14 protein-coding genes are annotated in these 16969 nt (G+C 73.7%); 9 read left to right on the top strand and 5 right to left on the bottom strand.

Going from position 1 to position 16969, the window contains the following annotated elements; translation table 11 throughout:
• The 3 genes from AB0E19_RS31745 to ptsP all read left to right on the top strand — a co-directional run.
• Positions 1-204: hypothetical protein (locus tag AB0E19_RS31745; protein WP_360610904.1), on the top strand; the 204-nt coding region annotated here is incomplete at its 5' end.
• Positions 205-455: 251 nt separating this feature from the next.
• Entirely contained in the window at positions 456-905 is a 450-nt protein-coding gene (locus AB0E19_RS31740) for a PTS glucose transporter subunit IIA (protein ID WP_362186130.1), read from the top strand.
• Positions 906-986: 81 nt separating this feature from the next.
• A complete protein-coding gene (gene ptsP, locus AB0E19_RS31735; RefSeq protein WP_362186127.1) occupies positions 987-2657 on the top strand; it encodes a phosphoenolpyruvate--protein phosphotransferase in 1671 nt (556 codons plus the stop codon).
• 76 nt (positions 2658-2733) lie between these two features.
• Here ptsP and AB0E19_RS31730 read toward each other — a convergent pair whose 3' ends face one another.
• Together AB0E19_RS31730 and AB0E19_RS31725 are read right to left on the bottom strand one after the other, a co-directional pair.
• Complete coding sequence (locus AB0E19_RS31730) at positions 2734-3624, bottom strand: hypothetical protein (RefSeq protein WP_362186124.1); 891 nt, start codon at positions 3622-3624, stop codon at positions 2734-2736.
• 36 nt (positions 3625-3660) lie between these two features.
• Positions 3661-4956, bottom strand: coding sequence for an MFS transporter (locus AB0E19_RS31725; protein ID WP_362186121.1), 1296 nt, complete (start codon positions 4954-4956; stop codon positions 3661-3663).
• 47 nt (positions 4957-5003) lie between these two features.
• Between AB0E19_RS31725 and AB0E19_RS31720 the strand changes: the two genes are divergently transcribed.
• A complete protein-coding gene (locus AB0E19_RS31720; protein WP_362186118.1) occupies positions 5004-6323 on the top strand; it encodes an aminotransferase class I/II-fold pyridoxal phosphate-dependent enzyme in 1320 nt (439 codons plus the stop codon).
• Positions 6324-6392: 69 nt separating this feature from the next.
• Here the strand turns inward: AB0E19_RS31720 and AB0E19_RS31715 are convergent, their stop codons facing one another.
• Positions 6393-8162, bottom strand: coding sequence for a serine protease (locus AB0E19_RS31715; RefSeq protein ID WP_362186115.1), 1770 nt, complete (start codon positions 8160-8162; stop codon positions 6393-6395).
• Positions 8163-8295: 133 nt separating this feature from the next.
• On the opposite strand from AB0E19_RS31715, the gene AB0E19_RS31710 reads away from it, so the two are divergent.
• Together AB0E19_RS31710 and AB0E19_RS31705 are read left to right on the top strand one after the other, a co-directional pair.
• A complete protein-coding gene (locus AB0E19_RS31710) occupies positions 8296-8955 on the top strand; it encodes an RNA polymerase sigma factor (RefSeq protein WP_362186112.1) in 660 nt (219 codons plus the stop codon).
• Complete coding sequence (locus AB0E19_RS31705) at positions 8952-10004, top strand: CU044_5270 family protein (protein WP_362186109.1); 1053 nt, start codon at positions 8952-8954, stop codon at positions 10002-10004. The genes AB0E19_RS31710 and AB0E19_RS31705 overlap by 4 nt, the downstream gene beginning before the upstream one ends.
• A gap of 38 nt (positions 10005-10042) precedes the next feature.
• Here the strand turns inward: AB0E19_RS31705 and AB0E19_RS31700 are convergent, their stop codons facing one another.
• Positions 10043-12022 carry an acetoacetate--CoA ligase gene (locus AB0E19_RS31700; RefSeq protein ID WP_362186106.1) on the bottom strand — a complete coding sequence of 660 codons (1980 nt, stop codon included), beginning with the start codon at positions 12020-12022 and terminating at the stop codon, positions 10043-10045.
• Positions 12023-12235: 213 nt separating this feature from the next.
• Here AB0E19_RS31700 and AB0E19_RS31695 point away from each other — a divergent pair, with 213 nt between their 5' ends.
• Together AB0E19_RS31695 and AB0E19_RS31690 are read left to right on the top strand one after the other, a co-directional pair.
• Entirely contained in the window at positions 12236-14584 is a 2349-nt protein-coding gene (locus AB0E19_RS31695; RefSeq protein ID WP_362186103.1) for a TIM-barrel domain-containing protein, read from the top strand.
• Positions 14585-14633: 49 nt separating this feature from the next.
• Positions 14634-15368, top strand: coding sequence for a hypothetical protein (locus AB0E19_RS31690; protein ID WP_362186100.1), 735 nt, complete (start codon positions 14634-14636; stop codon positions 15366-15368).
• Between the two features lie 158 nt (positions 15369-15526).
• Here AB0E19_RS31690 and AB0E19_RS31685 read toward each other — a convergent pair whose 3' ends face one another.
• Entirely contained in the window at positions 15527-16039 is a 513-nt protein-coding gene (locus tag AB0E19_RS31685; RefSeq protein ID WP_362186097.1) for an NUDIX domain-containing protein, read from the bottom strand.
• A 60-nt stretch (positions 16040-16099) separates the two neighbouring features.
• On the opposite strand from AB0E19_RS31685, the gene AB0E19_RS31680 reads away from it, so the two are divergent.
• A complete protein-coding gene (locus AB0E19_RS31680; RefSeq protein WP_362186094.1) occupies positions 16100-16903 on the top strand; it encodes a M15 family metallopeptidase in 804 nt (267 codons plus the stop codon).
• Positions 16904-16969: the final 66 nt, after the last annotated feature.

The following is a 16969-nucleotide window of genomic DNA, read 5'->3' as shown; positions in this document are numbered from 1 at the left end:
CTTCGTTCCTGTTTCCAGGCCCTCCGGGCGCTTCCTTCGTTTCCGACTCTATCAGATCTTTCCGATCCGATTTCCTCGGTGCTTTCCGGTCCCGAATTGAATTTCTCGGGACCTTCCGGCGGGGTCAAACATTACCAGGCTTTCTCCGTCCCCCTGACCACCCCTCCGCGTTCACCGGATGAACCGGGGCAGGCAGAGGTGTAGACCACTGGGGTTAGGATCTGGCTTGATCGGTGCTGCCGACCGCGACTCAAAGCCGCGTTGGGGTCAGGCAGGAGTACGACAGTACATCCCACCGTCAGTAGAGGCAAATCGTTTCCGGTAGTCCCTAGGTCCGCCAACTGGTACGTCTCGTGCGGAACCGGGACTTCTTATGACTTACGCTTCTGAACAGTACGCGCCGCCCAGGACAGGTGTGGCGGCGCCACACGATCTCCGCCCCTGGGAGGCTTCCCATGTCAACCGTGACGTCGCCACTCGCTGGACGCGCCATCGGTCTCGCCAACGTTCCCGACCCGGTCTTCTCCGGTGCCATGGTCGGGCCCGGCACCGCCATCGATCCCGTACGTGAGCCCTCCGAGGCGGTCTCCCCCATCGACGGGGTCGTCGTCTCCATGCACCCGCACGCCTTCGTCGTCGTGGACAGCGAGGGACACGGGGTGCTGACGCACCTCGGCATCGACACCGTCCAGCTCAACGGCGAGGGCTTCGAGCTGCTCGTCAACAAGGGGGACACCGTGGCGCGCGGGCAGGCCGTCGTGCGGTGGAACCCCGCCGTCGTCGAGGCCGCCGGCAAGTCGCCCATCTGTCCCGTCGTCGCCCTCGAGGCCACGGCCGACTCGCTGTCCGGCGTCCGTGAGGACGGCGACGTGAAGGCCGGCGACCAGCTCTTCGACTGGAGCTGAGTCCGGTCCGTCGTCCGGACGGCCGCGAGTACGACATTCAACGCGGTGGCTTCGGCCGCCGCTCAATCGGAGACGGGTGAGATGGAGACAACGCTGCGAGGCGTCGGCGTCAGCCACGGTGTGGCGATCGGCCAGGTCCGGCACATGGGTACGGCGGTTCTCGAACCGCCCGCCAAGCAGATTCCCGCCGAGGACGCGGAGCGCGAACAGGGGCGCGCCCGCCAGGCGGTGGAGGCCGTTGCCGCTGATCTGATCGCGCGTGGCAACCTGGCCGGCGGCGAGGCCCAGGCGGTGCTGGAGGCCCAGGCGATGATCGCCCAGGACCCGGAGCTCATCGCCGACGTCGACCGCAGGATCGCGGTCGGGAGCACGGCCGAGCGCGGTATCTACGACGCCTTCTCGCACTACCGCGAGCTGCTTGCGGGTGCCGGTGAGTACATGGCGGGTCGGGTCGCCGACCTGGACGACGTACGGAACCGGATCGTGGCGCGGCTGCTCGGGGTGCCGATGCCGGGTGTTCCGGACAGCGACGAGCCGTACGTGCTCATCGCGCGGGACCTGGCGCCGGCCGACACGGCGCTGCTCGACCCGGCGCTCGTGCTCGGGTTCGTGACCGAGGAGGGCGGGCCGACCAGCCACAGCGCCATCCTGGCGCGTGCCCTGGGTGTGCCGGCCGTGGTGGCGCTGCCCGGTGCCGGTGAGCTGGCGGAGGGCACGGAGATCGCGGTGGACGGTTCCACCGGCGAGATCTTCGTGGACCCGAGCGAGGAGAAGAAGGCGGCGCTGACCAAGGCCGCCGAGGAGCGGAAGGCCGCGCTGTCCGCGTCCAGTGGCCCGGGTGCCACCTCGGACGGGCACAAGGTGCCGCTGCTCGCCAACGTCGGTGGCCCGGCGGACGTGCCGGCCGCGGTGGAGGCGGGCGCCGAGGGCGTCGGTCTGTTCCGTACCGAGTTCCTCTTCCTGGACGACAGCCAGAAGGCCCCGTCCGAGGAGAAGCAGATCGAGGCGTACCGGAGGGTCCTGGAGGCCTTCCCCGAGGGCCGTGTGGTGGTGCGGGTGCTCGACGCCGGCGCCGACAAGCCGCTCGACTTCCTGACGCCCACGGACGAGCCCAACCCGGCGCTCGGCGTGCGCGGGCTGCGGTCGCTGCTCGACCACCCGGAGGTGCTGCGGACGCAGCTGACCGCGCTGGCGAAGGCCGCCGAGGGTCTGCCCGTGTACCTGGAGGTCATGGCGCCGATGGTGGCCGACCGGACGGACGCGAAGGCGTTCGCCGACGCGTGCCGTGAGGCGGGGCTCCGGGCGAAGTTCGGCGCGATGGTGGAGATCCCGTCCGCCGCGCTCCGGGCCCGCTCGATCCTCCAGGAGGTCGAGTTCCTGTCGCTGGGTACGAACGACCTGGCCCAGTACACCTTCGCCGCCGACCGTCAGGTGGGCGCGGTGTCCCGGCTGCAGGACCCGTGGCAGCCCGCGCTGCTCGACCTGGTGGCGATGTCCGCCGAGGCGGCCAAGGCCGAGGGCAAGAGCTGTGGTGTCTGTGGCGAGGCCGCCTCGGATCCGCTGCTCGCGTGTGTGCTGACCGGTCTGGGTGTCACCTCCCTGTCGATGGGCGCGGCGTCGATCCCGTACGTGCGGGCGACGCTGGCGAAGTACACGCTGGCGCAGTGCGAGCGTGCGGCGGCCGCGGCTCGGGCCGCGGACACGGCGCACGAGGCGCGGCTGGCCGCGCAGGCGGTGCTGTCCGGGGAGTGACCCCGGAGTCGTAGCGCGTGGTTCGGAGGGGCTTCCCGTCACCTGGTGGCGGGGAGCCCCTTCGTCGTGTCCGGGGTCAGGGGTGGCGGTGGGTGCCGGGGTCGGGGGCGAGAGGGAAACCGGCGCGGTGGTCGACGCCGTGCTCCGGGGGAAGGGGTTCGCCGGTGCGGGCGTCGGTGCAGTAGGCGGCGAAGACCTCGGCCTCGGTCAGCGGGGCGAGGGTGCCGGCGGCGAGCCGCCAGCCGTGGAGGCGGTCGGGGCGCCCGGGGCGGGTGGCGCGCAGGACGAGTCCGCCCGGGGCGGCGAGGACGAGCCCGGCGGCGAGGACGGCGGCGAACTCGGTGGCGGCGGTGGGGTCGTGGTGGTTGGTTCCCTGGTCGTCGCGGGCGGTGTGGAGGACGGCGAGCAGGTGGTCGTCGGCGGCGGGGACGCTGCAGACGAGGTGGTGGGTGCCGGTTCCCGCGCCGTCGAGGAGGGCGAGGAGCAGGCGGGTGGCGTGGTCGAAGGCGTCGCGGCCGAGGTCCAGGTCGCAGTCGGGGCAGTCTCCGGCGGTGGCGAGGACGGTGGTGGCGTATTCCCAGGTGGCGCGGCGGACGGCGGTGTCGACGAGTTCGGGGAGGAGGGTGGTGAGGGGCTGTCCGGTGTAGGTGACGCGGGCGCCGGTGGCGGCCAGGTGGTCGGTGAAGCGGCTGCGGCTGGTGGGGTGGTCGGGGTCCAGGCCGGTCTCGGCGCAGTAGGAGACGTATTCGTCGGGGTCGAAGAGGGCCACGGTGGTGTGGGTGCCCTGGCGGGCGAGGGATTTGAGGAGGGCTTCGATCTCCTTGAGGTAGGTGCCGTGGTCGTCGAAGGCGAAGGTGCGGTAGCGGCGCATGGCGGCGAAGTCCTGCTCGTCGGCGAGGAGTCCGACGGTGCTGGGGATCTCGCGGCGCAGGGCGCGGCGGAGGCGGGTCGTGGTGGTGGTCGTCATGGGTCCCCCTCGGTCGTGGCGGTCTGATCACGGCGATCAATGCTCACTTACCGTAACCGTCGGCACTGACAGTGACGGATTGGTGGGTCGGGTGACGCGGTCGCGGATGAGGCGGTGCTGGGCGGCGCCCGCGCCGGCGAGCGCGAGGCCGAGGAGGGGCCAGGCCAGGGGGCCGGCGGTCATGACGGCGGTGACGAGGAGGGGTCCGGCGAAGCGCTGGCTCGACTGGGCGGTGCCGTGGGCGCCCAGGTAGGCGCCCTGGGCGTCGGCGGGGGCCAGGGCGACGGAGAGTTCCCACGAGGCGGTGGCGTGGACGATCTCGGCGAAGGTGAGGGCGACGACGGCCACGACGAGCGCGGAGACGGCGAAGGCGCGGCCGCCGGCGGCGGAGGCGGCGAGGGCGAGCGTGCCGACGAGAAAGAGGGCGGAGAGGGGGACGAGGAGGCGGCGGGCGGCCTCGGGGGTGGCTCCGAAGCGGGCGAGGGGGACCTGGAAGAGGACGACGAGGACGGTGTTGAGGACGAGGAGGAGCGGGACGAGGCCGACGGGGGCCTCGGTGGCGTGGACGATCCAGAGGGGGACGGCGACCTGGAGGATCGTGTCGTCGAGGAAGAGGGCGGCGTCGGTGGCGGTGTAGCCGAGGAAGGTGCGGTCGCGCCAGGGTCCGGCGGGCTTGTCCCGGACGGTGTCGCGCGGGGTGGCGGAGGCCGGGGAGACGGTGCGGCCGGCGGACGCCGGTTCGGCGCAGCGGAGGGTGAGGACGGTGATGGCGAGGTAGGTGAGGACGTTGCCGACGAGGAGCCAGGTGTAGGCCTGGGTGGATCCGGTGGCGAGGGCGGCCGCGGCGCCGAGGCCGCCGATGGACCAGCCGATGTTGACGGTGGTGCGCTGGATGGCCTGGTAGCGGGCGCGTTCGGTACCGGCCTGGCGGGCCGCGTACAGCTTGATGAGGACGCTGCCGGCGCGGTCGGGGAGGGCTCCGAGGGCGGAGTAGAGGGTGAGGAGGAGGAAGTGGTCGGTGGTGAGGAGGGCGAGGAGGGTGGCTCCGCGCATGAGCTGGGTGGCGGCGATGACGCGGACGAGGGGGAAGCGGTCGGCGAGGAGGCCGGCGAGGGGGGCTCCGGCTATGCCGACGCCGCCGGAGACGGTCATGAGCAGGCCGACCTGACCGAGACTCAGCCCTGAGACGTAGGTGAAGTAGAGGGCGGTGCAGCCGGCCCAGAGGCCGGTGCCCGTCTTGTCGACGATGCTGACGACGAGCATGCGGCGGCCGTCGCGGCCTCCCGGGATGCGGTCGAGCGCGGTGCGGTGCCATGACGACGGCCGACTCACGTGGTTCCCCCTTGACCCGACTTATGTATTGATACATAATTTTGAATGTGGCAACACAATATGGGATTCAGGGGACGACAGCCAAGGGGATCGCCGCGTCCGTCGAACGCGGGGTGGCCGAGGGGGAACTCGCCCCGGGCGACGCGCTGCCCCCCGTGCGGAAGCTCGCGGACGACCTGGGGGTCAGTCCGGGCACGGTGGCGACCGCGTACAAGGAACTGCGCGGACGGGGGCTCGTGGTGACCCGCGGGCGGGGCGGCACGGTCGTGGCGGAGGCGCCGTCGGTGGCGTCCCGGCGTCCGCCGCGCATGCCGGAGGGGCTGACGGACCTCGCGAGCGGTCTGCCCGATCCCGCCTTCCTGCCGGTGCTCCACCCGCCCCGCGACGTACGGCCCGTCTACGGCTCGCACCGGGCGGCACCGCGGCTCGCCGCCCTGGAGGAGCTGACCCGGGCGTGGTTCCGGCGGGACGGGGTGCCCGCGGAGCGGGTGACCTTCGCGCACGGGGCGCTCGACTGCGTCGCCCGGCTGCTCTCGGTGGAGCTCCGGCCCGGTGACGCGGTGGCCGTCGAGGACCCCGGCTTCCACCACCTCCTCGACCTGGTGCCCGCGCTGGGACTGCGGATGGTGCCGGTGGCCGTCGACGGCGAGGGGCTCACGCCGGACGCGCTGCGGGCGGCGCTGCGGGCCGGCGTACGGGCCGTCGTCCTCAGCCCGCGCGCGCAGTGCCCCACCGGGGCGTCCCTCTCCCCCGCGCGGCGGGACGAGCTGGGGGCGCTGTTCCGGGAGTTCCCCGAGGTCCTGGTGATCGAGGACGACTACTTCGCCGAGCTCGACGGGCCCGCGGCGCCGACGGTGAGCGCGCTGGCGCCCGCCCGCTGGGCCCAGGTGCGCACGGTCTCGAAGCGGCTGGGCGTCGACCTGCGGTGGGCCGGGGTGACGGGAGACGCGGTGACGCTCGCCCGGCACGACGGCCGGATGGTGATGACCTCCGGCTGGGTCAGTCATGTGCTCCAGGAGACCGTCGTCGGGCTCTTCTCCGACCCGGAGACGGCACGGCTCGTGGCGCGCGGGGAGACCGCGTACGCCGAGCGCCGGCGGGCGCTGGTCGACGCCCTCGGCACCCGCGGCATCCGCGCGGTCGGGGCCGCCGGCCTGAACGTGTGGGTACCGGTGCGGGACGAGTCGGCGGTCGTCAACGGACTGCGGACGTACGGATGGTGGGTGGCCGCGGGCGCCCGCTTCCGGATCGCCGCGCCTCCCGCCGTACGGATCACCGCTTCCGTGCTCCTGCCGGAGGCCGCCGAGCGGCTGGCGTCGGACTTCGCGCGGGTGCTCGGGGACACCCAGGCGACGTACGGGGGCTGACGTGGCGTGAGCCCGCCGCCCGGACCGGGAGACGGTCGGGCGGCGGGCTCACGCGCGCGTGGCGGGTGGTCAGCGGGTGCGGTAGGCGTTGCCGAGGGTCTGGTCCAGGGTGTTGCCCTGGGAGTCGGTGAGCGTGGCGCGGAACGAGACCGTGCCGCCGGCGGAGGGGTTGCGGACCACGACGGCGCCGTTCACGACGGGCGCCTCGGTCCAGGTGCCGCCGCCGTCGACGGAGGTCCGGACGCGCAGCGACCGGGTGCCCGCGCCGGCGGCCGGGCCCTGGACCGTGACGGGGACGCGGAGTTCCGCGCCGGCGGTGGCGGTGCCGTCGAGGGCGAGCGTCGGGGTGAAGCGGACGACGCTCAGGGGCAGTGCGGTCGGGGTGGTGGTCGCGGCGGAGTCGAAGGTCCAGACGGCGGTCGTGCTCCCCGCGCGCGTGCCGGTGCCGTGGAGGGCGGTGGCGGTGAGCCGGTAGCGGGCCTGCGCGGCGGTGCCGAGGGTGAAGGAGGCCCGGCCCGGGTCACCGCGGTGGGTGCCGACGAGGACGCCGTCGCGGTGGAGGGTCGTGGCCGCCGAGCGGAAGACCGGGGCGGAGGGGGTGTGCCCCTCGCCGTCGGCGAGCAGCGGCACGTCGAGGGCGAGCCGGTCGCCGTCGCGGACGCCGGCGGGCGCCGCGCCGGGGGTCGGGTCGAGGGCGGGGCCGAGGACGGCGTTGTCGAAGGTGTGGGTGGTGGTCGCACCGGCGCGGACCGGCAGGTCCGGCGCCTCGTACCGGTTGGGCGGCGTCTCGGGCGTGCCGGGTGTGGTGTACGAAAGGTCCCATGCGCCGCGCTCGGGAGTGACGTGGAAGGTCGCGGTGCCGGGGCGGGCGAACCGGGCGCCGAGTCCGACGGTGGTGCCCTCGGACGGCAGGATCGCGGCGGAGCCGACGCCGCCGGTGGCGTCGCGGTCGGCCGCGCGGACCTTGAGCGTGGCCAGATCGCCGGCGGCGGGCCTGCGGGCGAAGCCGGTCAGGGCGCGGCCGGAGGTGAAGCGGTAGCCGAGGCCGTAGTCGGACCGCTCGCCGATCCAGTAGGCGTCGAACGAGGCCGTCACCGAGCCGGGTTCGGCGGCGGGACCGAGGTGCGCCACGCGCAGCCCGTCCGCCGAGGACATCAGGTTCGCGGAGCGGGTCCGTCCGTCGTGGTGGACCTCGACGAACGACATGGCGTGCTCGGGACGGGCGCCTGCCTCGGGCGGGCGCACGTCGACCGGCGACGTGGTTCGGGCGTCCAGGGTGACCGTCGTGTCGTGGTCGAGGTCGAGGCGGGGCTGGACGAGCCAGTCGACGCCGGCGCCCTCGGACGCGGGGAGCAGCTGCGAGTCGAGGAGGTAGCGGCCCTTGGGCAGCCGCAGGGTGACGGTGCCGGAGGCGTCGTGAGGCTTCTCCTCGACGGCCTCGCCCGCGCCGGAGACGCCGACGACGCGGGTCGAGTAGGAGTCGGTCGGCGCGCCCTCGCGGTCGAGGTGGCGGAGGGTCAGAATGAACGTCTCGCTCTGGGCGGTGGCGGGCGGGACCGTGAAGGCCGTGGCCGTGAGGGCGGCGGCGAGAGCGAGGGCGGGAAGGGCCGGGCGGATCCTGGATCCCTTCCTGGGGCGGATCGCGGAGGGTGTGTCCGGGATCCTGGATCCAAGGTTCTGGATGTTGGATCCGATGCCCTGGGTTCCGGATCCAACGTTCTGGAGACTGGATCCGATGTTCTGGGTACGGGATCCAGTGTTGTGGATCTTGGATCCAATGCCCTGGATGTTGGATCCAGACGTCTGGGGCGTGGTGCGCTGCGTCGGTGTTTCGTTCATGCAGGGAACTGGGCGCCGCGCGGCCGGAGTTCCCGTGACCTGGGCCACATGCGGCGCGGGGTGGACCGGGAGTGTGGTGCGGGTCACGGGAACCCGGGCGAACCGGTGAGCAGTACCCAGTGTGGAACCAGAGATGAGAGAACGTTTCCGGGCCGGGGATCCCGCGGCGCTCGGTGAGGCGTACGACGAGCACGCACGGGTGCTGTTCCAGTACGCGTACCGGATGTGCGGGGACCGGGCCTCGGCCGAGGACGTCGTGTCCGCGACCTTCCTGGAGGCGTGGCGCTGCCGGGGCAAGGTCCATGCCGAGGGCGGGAGTCTGCGGCCGTGGCTGCTCGGGATCGCCACCAATGTGCTGCGCGGGGCCGCGCGGGAGGCGCGGCGGCGGGACGCGGCGCTGGCGCGGATGCCGGACCGGGGGGTGTTGCCGGACTTCAGTGACGCGGTGGACTCGCGGCTCGCCGACGAGGAGCGGCTGCGGGCCGCGCGGGTGGCCCTCGGCCGGCTGCGGCGCCGTGAGCGGGAGGTGTTCGGGCTCGTGGTGTGGGCCGGACTCGACTACGCGACGGCGGGCGAGGCGTTGGGCGTGCCCGTCGGTACGGTGCGCTCCCGGCTCTCGCGGGCCCGGGAGCGGCTGCGGGCCCTCGCCGAGGCCGAACTGCGCGCCGGTCGGCGCGGTGCCGGATCCGGTCCCGGTGCCGGTGCCGGTGCCGTGGCCGGCGGTCCTTCCCTGTCCGTGAGTGACGGCCGTACCGTCCTCGTCCCCCGAACCTCCCCGGAGAAGCCGGTATGAACGACATCGATCCCCGTTCCCTGACCCGTTCCGACCGGGATCCGCTGCTCGGTGACTTGAGCGAGCTGTTGCCTCCGCCCGCCGTACCGGAGTTCGCGCCGGATCGGCAGCGGGAGCTGCGACGCGAGCTGATGGCCTCGGTGCGGCCCTCGCGGCCGGCGGGGTGGTGGACGAGGAGGGCCGTGCGGTTCGCCGTGCCGGCGGTGGTGTGCGGCATCGCGGCGGGTGCGGTGCTCGTCGCCGCTCCCCCGGAGCCGCGCGAGCCGCGGCCCGCGATCCGGGCGGAGGGCGCCGCCGTGCTGCTGTCGCGGGCCGCGCTCGCCGCCGCCTCGGCGCCCGCGCCGGACGCGCGGCCGGAGGAGTTCGTGTACGTGGAGAGCCTGGTGTCGCGGGCCGGGCTTCCGGCGGGAGGTGGGGCGGCCGTCGTGGAACCCGTACACCGGCGGCAGGTGTGGCTGTCGGCCGACGGCAGCCGGGCCGGGCTGCTGCGGGAGGAGGGGGCCGCGGATTCCGAGCTGTCGCCCCGGCTGCCCGCGTACGAGCTGGACCGGCCCGGTGCCGAGCCCCGGCGGACGTATCTGGAGTCGGGCGAACCGTCGGTGACCGAGCCGACGCACGCGTTCGTGGAGGGGCTGCCCACCGAGCCGGAGGCGCTCCTGCGGCTGGTACGGGAGCAGACCCGTACCGGTGGCGGGGACGCGGACCAGCGGGCGTTCGCCGCGATCGGGACGCTGCTCGCCGAGACCTGGGCGCCGCCGAAGGTGACGGCCGCGCTGTTCGAGGCGGCCGGGCGGATCCCCGGTGTCGTGGTGGTGCAGTCGGCGCGGGACGCGGCCGGCCGGGAGGGCGTGGCCGTGGCCCGTACCTCCGGGGCGGAGCGGACCCAGTGGGTCTTCGACCGGTCGACCTCCGCCTTCCTCGGGGAGCGGACCGTGCTCGTCTCGGCCTCGGCCGCCGGTGCGGCCGGGACGGTGCTGAGCGAGACCGCTGTGCTCAGGAAGGCGGCGGTGGCACGGGTCGGGCAGGTGCCCGGCCGAACCGGTAGGTGACGGGAAGGGGCGCCCCGCGTGGGGCGCCCCTTCGCGCGTCAGCCTCGGCGGGTCGCCGCGAGGGACGCGTAGAAGCGCAGGAGGTCGAGGTTGTCGACGGAGCCCGCGTTGACGGCCTTCTCCAGGGGGGTGCCCTGGAGGAGGCGCTTGACGGGGACCTCGATGCGCTTGCCGGTGAGGGTGTGCGGGACGCCCGGGACCTCGATGATCTCGTCGGGGACGTGGCGCGGCGAGAGTTCGGTGCGGATCGTGCTCTTGATCCGGGCGATCAGGTCGTCGTCGAGGGCCGCGCCCTCGGCAAGGTGGACGAAGAGTGGCATCCAATATCCACCATCCGGTTCCTCCAGGCCGATGACGAGGGATTCGCGGATCTCGGGAAGCCGCTCGACCGCCTCGTAGATGTCGGCGCTTCCCATGCGCACGCCCTGGCGGTTGAGGGTGGAGTCGGAGCGGCCGTGGATGACGACCGAGCCGTGGTCGGTGATCGTGATCCAGTCGCCGTGGCGCCACACACCGGGGAACATCTCGAAGTAGCTGTCGTGGTAGCGGCTGCCGTCGGGGTCGTTCCAGAAGTGGATCGGCATGGACGGCATGGGGTTGGTGACGACGAGTTCGCCGACCTCCCCGACGACGGGCTTGCCGGAGGGGTCCCAGGACTGGAGGTCGGTGCCGAGGCCGGCCGCCTGGAGCTCCCCGATGTGCACGGGGAGCGTGGGGACGGCTCCCGCGAAGCAGGAGCAGACGTCGGTGCCGCCGCTGACGCTGGCGATCCACAGGTCCTCGCGGACCTCGTCGTGGAGCCAGCGGAAGCCGTCGGGCGGCAGCGGGGAGCCGGTGGTGGCGACGCACTTCACGGCGGAGAGGTCGAAGTCGCGGCCGGGGTGGACGTCGGCCTTGGCGCAGGCCATGACGTAGGCGGCGGAGGTGCCGTACAGGGTGGCGCCGGTGCGCTCGGCGACGCGCCACTGGGCGCCGGTGTCCGGGTAGCCGGGGCTGCCGTCGTACAGGACCACGGTGGTGCCGGTGAGGAGGCCGGAGACGAGGAAGTTCCACATCATCCAGCCGGTGGAGGTGTACCAGAAGAAGACGTCCTCGGGGCCGAGGTCGCAGTGGAGGCCGAGCTGCTTGAGGTGCTCGATCAGGATGCCGCCCTGGGACTGGACGATCGCCTTCGGCAGGCCGGTGGTGCCGGAGGAGTACAGGACCCACAGGGGGTGGGCGAACGGGACCTGCTCGAAGACGGGGTCCGTGTCGGCGGCGACGAGGTCGGCCCATTCGAGGGCGCCTTCGGTGGCCGGGGTGCCGAGGAGCGGGATGTGGACGACGGCGCGGAGGGTGGGGAGCTCGGCGCGGAGCTCGGCGACCGTCTCGCGGCGGTCGTGCTCCTTGCCGCCGTAGCGGTAGCCGTCGACGGTGAAGAGGACGACCGGCTCGACCTGCTGGAAGCGGTCGAGGACGGAGCGGGCGCCGAAGTCGGGGGCGCAGGAGGTCCAGACGCCGCCGACGGCGGCGGTGGCGAGGAGGGCGACGACGGCCTGGGGGACGTTCGGCAGGTAGCCGCTGACGCGGTCGCCGGGGCGGACGCCGAGGGCACGCAGTTCGGCGGCGAGCGAGCCGACCTGGCGGCGGAGTTCGCCCCAGGTGATCGGGGTCGGCTCGTGGGTCTCGTCCACGTGGAGGAGGGCCGTGTCCCGGGGGCGCTCCGTGGCGGCGCGCAGGGCGTGCTCGGCGTAGTTGAGGGTGGCTCCCGGGAACCAGTCGGCGCCGGGCATCGAGCGGTCGCCCAGTACGCGCGCGTAGGGGGTGGTGAAGCGGACGTCGAACCATTCGGCGACGGCCCCCCAGAAGGTCTCCAGCTCCTCGACGGACCAGCGGTGCAGGGCCGGGTATCCGCCGCCGGCGGGGGCGCCGTGGTGTTCGGCGGCCCACGCCTGGAAACGGGTGACGGCGGCGTGGGCGATGCGCTCCTCGTCCGGCTGCCAGAGCGGCTCGGTCGGCTCGGTCGGCGCAGTTGTCATCGGGTGGCTCCCTGGCTGTACGCGGGTCGGCGTGTGTCGCGCGCACGTGCGGGGGTGTGCGCGTGACGCGGCTGACAGGACGATGCCATGGGAGCGGCGTTCGCACCAGGGCCGCCCGCACATGGTCGGTGAGTTGAACATGTGCTCCCACCACGGGTGAACGGCAGCTGAACGAGGCTCGTATCGCCGCTGGTGGGTGGCAGGGTGGCCCTCATGGACGGTCGTGGACTGGTGCGTTCGGTGAGGGTGTTCGGTTCGGTGCGGGGGCTCAGGACGGTACGGGCGGCGTGGCGGCAGCGGCGGGCGGACGCGGCGGCGCTTCCGCCTCGGGGGGCGGAGCGGGCCAGGGTGCCGGGGCTCGCGGAGGGCGCGGAGCCGGCTCCGGGCGGCGGGACGGTGCGGTTCGCCCGGTCGTCGCTGCGGGTGTGCGTGTCGGCGGGCGGCACGGTGTTCTGGGGCTGGGACGGGGCGGCCCCCGAGCCCTCGTACGCGCTCGTGGGGGCGGCGCCCGAGCCGGATCCCCGGGCGGTCCTGGAGCCGGACACGGACGGCGGCTGGCGGGTGGTGTCGGAGCGGGTGACGGTGGCCGTCTCGCGGCACGGGGCGGTGGAGATCCGCACGCCGGGCGGGGTGATGCTGCGGCGGGACCTGCCGCCGCGCTGGTGGGAGCCGGTGGGCGGGGGGCCGGCGCGGTGGGCGCAGCGGGCGGAGGTACCGGCGGACGCGCGGTTCTTCGGCCTCGGCGGGCGGTCGGCGGGGCCGCGGCTGCGGGACGGGGCGTACCGGCTGTGGAACACGGACCCCAAGGGGCGGTTCGGGCCGGGGGACGATCCGCTGTACATCACGATGCCGGTGCAGTTCGTGGTCGCGGACGCGGGGACGCATCTGGCGTTCCACGACAACACGTGGGACGGGCGGGTGACCCTCGCGGAGGGCGAGGAGGGGGCGGGGTCGGGGCACGACCGGCCGGGCACGAGCGAGGTGCGGATGGAGGGCGGTCCGCTGCGGTGCTGGGTGATCGTCGGGCCCCCCGCGCGCGTGCTCCACGGCTGGGCGGCGCTGACGGGCGCGCCGGCGCTGCCTCCGGCGTGGGCGCTGGGGCCGCAGCACGCGCGCTGGGGGTTCGGGAGCGCGGCGGAGGTACGGCGGGTGGTGGCTGGCTACCGGGAGCGGGGGCTGCCGCTGGCGGCGGTCCATCTGGACATCGACCACTACGACGGCCACCGGGTGTTCACGGTGGACCGGGAGCGGTTCCCCGACCTTCCCGGGCTCGCGGAGGAGCTTCGGGGGCAGGGGGTGCGGCTGGTGTCGATCGTCGATCCGGCGGTCGCGGCGGAGCCGGGGAACGTGCTGTACGAGGAGGGGCGGGCGGCCGGGGCGTTCGTGCGGGACGCGCGGGGCGAGGAGGTGCGGGGGGTGGTGTGGCCCGGGGAGTGCGCCTTCCCGGACTTCACGGATCCGGACGTGCGGAAGTGGTGGGGCGGGCTGTACGAGGAGCGGTTGCGGCAGGGCTTCTCCGGGGTGTGGCACGACATGAACGAGCCGGTGTCGTTCGCGGCCTTCGGCGATCCGACGCTCCCCCGGTCGGCCCGGCACCACCTGGACGGGCGCGGGGGCGACCACCGGGAGGCGCACAACGTGTACGGGCTGCTGATGGCCCGGGCCGGCTACGACGGGCTGCGGCGGCTGCGGCCCGGGGAGCGGCCGTTCCTGTTCACGCGCGCGGGGTGGGCGGGGATGCAGCGGTACGGGGGCACCTGGTCCGGCGACGTCGCGACCGGCTGGCCGGGGCTTCGGGCCTCGCTCGCGCTGGTGCTCGGGCTCGGGCTGTGCGGGGTGCCGTACTCGGGGCCGGACGTCGGCGGCTTCGACGGGAGCCCGTCGCCCGAGCTGTTCCTGCGCTGGTACCAGCTGGGGGCGTGGCTGCCGCTGTTCCGGACGCACGCGGCGCTGGACGCGGGGCGGCGGGAGCCGTGGGAGTTCGGTCCCGAGGTGCTGGAGCACGCGCGCGTGGCACTGGCCGAACGCGAGCGGCTCCAGCCGTACTTCGTGACCCTTTCCCGGCTCGCCCGGATGACGGGCGCGCCCTACGTGCGGCCGGTGTGGTGGGGGACGCCGGAGGACCGGGCGCTGCGGGAGTGCGAGGACGCCTTCCTGCTGGGCGACGGTCTGCTGGTCGCGCCGGTCCTGCAGCGGGGCCAGGACCGGCGGGCGGTACGGCTGCCGCGCGGCCGCTGGTACGACACGGCGACCGGGGAGGCGTACGAGGGCCCCGGGCAGGTGCTGCTCGACGCGCCCCTCGCGCGCGTGCCGGTCCTCGCGCGCGCGGGCGCCGTCCTTCCGGTGCGGGGCGCGGACGGGGAGCCGACGCTGGAGGTGTGGGCGCCCGCGGCCGGCCGGACGGGCGGCGGGCTCGTCGTCCGCGACAGCGGCGACGGCTGGGAGCCGGCGGAGATCGAGCGGTACCAGTCGCGGCTCGTGGACGGGCGGGTCGTGGTCGAGCGGGTGACGGAGGAGGGGTGCGCGGCGGCGGAGTTGCCGGTGCGGGTGCGGGGTCTGTGACCGGGCCTGCGGAACGACCTTGTCGGTGGCCTCTCCTACGGTGTGCGGCATGACCGACCACACGAACGAAGTGCCTGGTCCCGTGCACCTCTGCGGGTTCTGGTACGCCGTGCCGACCGCGGACCAGGGCTCGGTGCTCGACGCCTTCGACCTGGGCGAGGAACAGGTGGTGTCCCTGCGCGCCGGCGCGGAGATCTGGAACCTGGACCAGCACGCCTGGGACGCCGACGACGCCCACGCGGCCTGCTCCCGGGTCTTCGTCAGCCCCGTCCTGGACGGCTGGACGCTGATCTTCGGCTCGTCCTCCCTGGACCATCACCGCGTCGAGGACGCGGACGACCCGGAGGCGGCGCTCGCCCCGGTGGTGCGGGAGCGGTGCGTGGCGCTCAGCCGGCGGTTCGGCGCCGCGCACTGGTACGGGATGAGCTGCGGCGACGGGTGGACCGCCTGGTGCGTCGCCGAGAACGGCGAGGTGCTGCGCCACTACGACGCCTTCGACGCGGAGGAGAACGGCGACGACGGGCCGCGGCACCCGGCGGAGGCCGGATACCTGCTGCCGCACGAGGACGGGTTCCCGGAGGACGCCTTCGACGACGTGGACGTCAGCGACTCGGCGGCGTTCACCGCCCTCCACAACCGGCTCAAGCGGGAGCTCGGCATTCCGGACACCTGCTACGCCGACGACATCGCCGCGCGGCTGTCGGTGAACCCCGGTGCGCTGGGGCCGCACACCGCGGTCTCGGGGCAGGGGGTGGTGGCGTTGACCGCGTGCGGTCGGGGCTGACTGGATCCTGAAGAGCGGATCTTGGATATCGGATCCAGGATCATGGATCACGGAGGTCGGATCCAAGAGGTCGGATCCAGGACCCTGGATATCGGATCCCAGATTTTGGATCCAGGATGCTGGATGTTGGATCCCGGATGTTGGATCCGACATCCGCCTCAGCCGTACACGCCCCCGAACCACTTCCCGGCCGCCTCCGTGTGGAGCGGGAAGACCAGTTCGCGCGGTTCCGGGAGGACGAGGCGGGCGGAGGTCTCCGAGGTTGGGGTGAAGGCGGGCAGGGCGGCCGCCTCGACGGCCGGGAGGAGGCCGAAGACGAGGAGGTGGTCGGCGGAGGAGAGGACATCGGCGAGGCGGACGGCCTCGGCGGCGGCCACGATGCCGGTCTCCTCGCGGAGTTCGCGGGTGACGGCGGTGCGCCAGTCCTCGCCGTGGTCGATGAAGCCGCCGGGGAGGGCGGTGCCGCCGTGGCCGGGGTGGATGGCGCGGGTGATGGCGAGGAGGCCGGTGCCCGTCGAGTCGGTGACCGGAAGGAGGGCGACGGCCACCGGGAGGGGGTTGCGGTAGGCGGTGGTGCCGCAGGAGCCGCACGTGCGGGGCCAGGGCGTGGTGCCGGCCGGGTAGGGGGCTCCGCAGGCCGAGCAATGGGAGTCGTGTACGGGGTTGGTCACGGCGTCGACCGTACGCGAGGGGGTTTCCCGGTGGGGGCGGAACTGGTAGACCCGGTGCGCATGACTCGACTTGGTGTGATGACGCGTTCCCTGGGTGCGGCCTTGCTGCTCGTCTGCGGGGGAGGTGTCGGCTCCCCTGCCGTCGGCGCGCCCGAACCGAAGGCGCCTCGGGAGTTCGTGGCCCTGGACTCGGTGGACCGGACGATCCTTCAGGAGATGCGGTACACGACGGCGCACAACTTCGTGGGCGAGCCGATCGACGGGTACCGGCAGCCCGTGTGCGTGCTGACGCGGCCGGCGGCGGAGGCGCTGCACCGGGCGCAGACGCGGCTGCTGGCGCAGGGGTACACGCTGAAGGTCTACGACTGCTACCGGCCGCAGCGGGCGGTGGACCACTTCGTGCGCTGGGCGGAGGACCTGGCGGACGAGCGGATGAAGGCGGAGTTCTATCCGGCGGTGGCGAAGGACCGGCTCTTCGCCGACGGGTACATCGCGGAGAAGTCCGGGCACAGCCGGGGGTCGACCGTGGACCTGACGGTGGTACGGCTGCCGGCGGCGCGCACGCGCGCGTACGTGCCGGGCGAGGAGCTGACCTCGTGCACCGGACCGCGGGAGGAGCGGTTCCCGGACAGCTCGGTGGACATGGGGACCGGGTACGACTGCTTCGACACGCTCTCGCACACCGAGGACCCGAGGGTCACGGGCGTCCAGCGGGCCAACCGACAGCTGCTGAAGGGCCTCCTGGAGGCGGAGGGGTTCGTGAACCTGCCGGAGGAGTGGTGGCACTTCACGTTCAAGCCGGAGCCGTTCCCTTCGACGTACTTCGACTTCCCCGTGGCCCGGAGGTCGGTGGCCGGGCACTGACGTCTTCCGCCTCCTCCACGGGCGTGCCAGACTCGGCCGCAGAATTCTGACGTAGCGTCAGATCTG

The sequence above is a fragment of the Streptomyces sp. NPDC047974 genome, from assembly GCF_040653375.1.
Taxonomy (GTDB): domain Bacteria; phylum Actinomycetota; class Actinomycetes; order Streptomycetales; family Streptomycetaceae; genus Streptomyces.
Note: the sequence above shows the minus strand (reverse complement) of the source record. Positions and strands in the feature narration are given on the sequence as shown.

Coding starts and splice junctions, on each gene's coding strand:
- AB0E19_RS31740 (WP_362186130.1), top strand. CDS start 456: ATGTCAACCGTGACGTCGCCACTCGCTGGACGCGCCATCGGTCTCGCC.
- ptsP (WP_362186127.1), top strand. CDS start 987: ATGGAGACAACGCTGCGAGGCGTCGGCGTCAGCCACGGTGTGGCGATC.
- AB0E19_RS31730 (WP_362186124.1), bottom strand. CDS start 3,624: ATGACGACCACCACCACGACCCGCCTCCGCCGCGCCCTGCGCCGCGAG.
- AB0E19_RS31715 (WP_362186115.1), bottom strand. CDS start 8,162: ATGAACGAAACACCGACGCAGCGCACCACGCCCCAGACGTCTGGATCC.
- AB0E19_RS31710 (WP_362186112.1), top strand. CDS start 8,296: ATGAGAGAACGTTTCCGGGCCGGGGATCCCGCGGCGCTCGGTGAGGCG.
- AB0E19_RS31705 (WP_362186109.1), top strand. CDS start 8,952: ATGAACGACATCGATCCCCGTTCCCTGACCCGTTCCGACCGGGATCCG.
- AB0E19_RS31700 (WP_362186106.1), bottom strand. CDS start 12,022: ATGACAACTGCGCCGACCGAGCCGACCGAGCCGCTCTGGCAGCCGGAC.
- AB0E19_RS31695 (WP_362186103.1), top strand. CDS start 12,236: ATGGACGGTCGTGGACTGGTGCGTTCGGTGAGGGTGTTCGGTTCGGTG.
- AB0E19_RS31690 (WP_362186100.1), top strand. CDS start 14,634: ATGACCGACCACACGAACGAAGTGCCTGGTCCCGTGCACCTCTGCGGG.
- AB0E19_RS31680 (WP_362186094.1), top strand. CDS start 16,100: ATGACTCGACTTGGTGTGATGACGCGTTCCCTGGGTGCGGCCTTGCTG.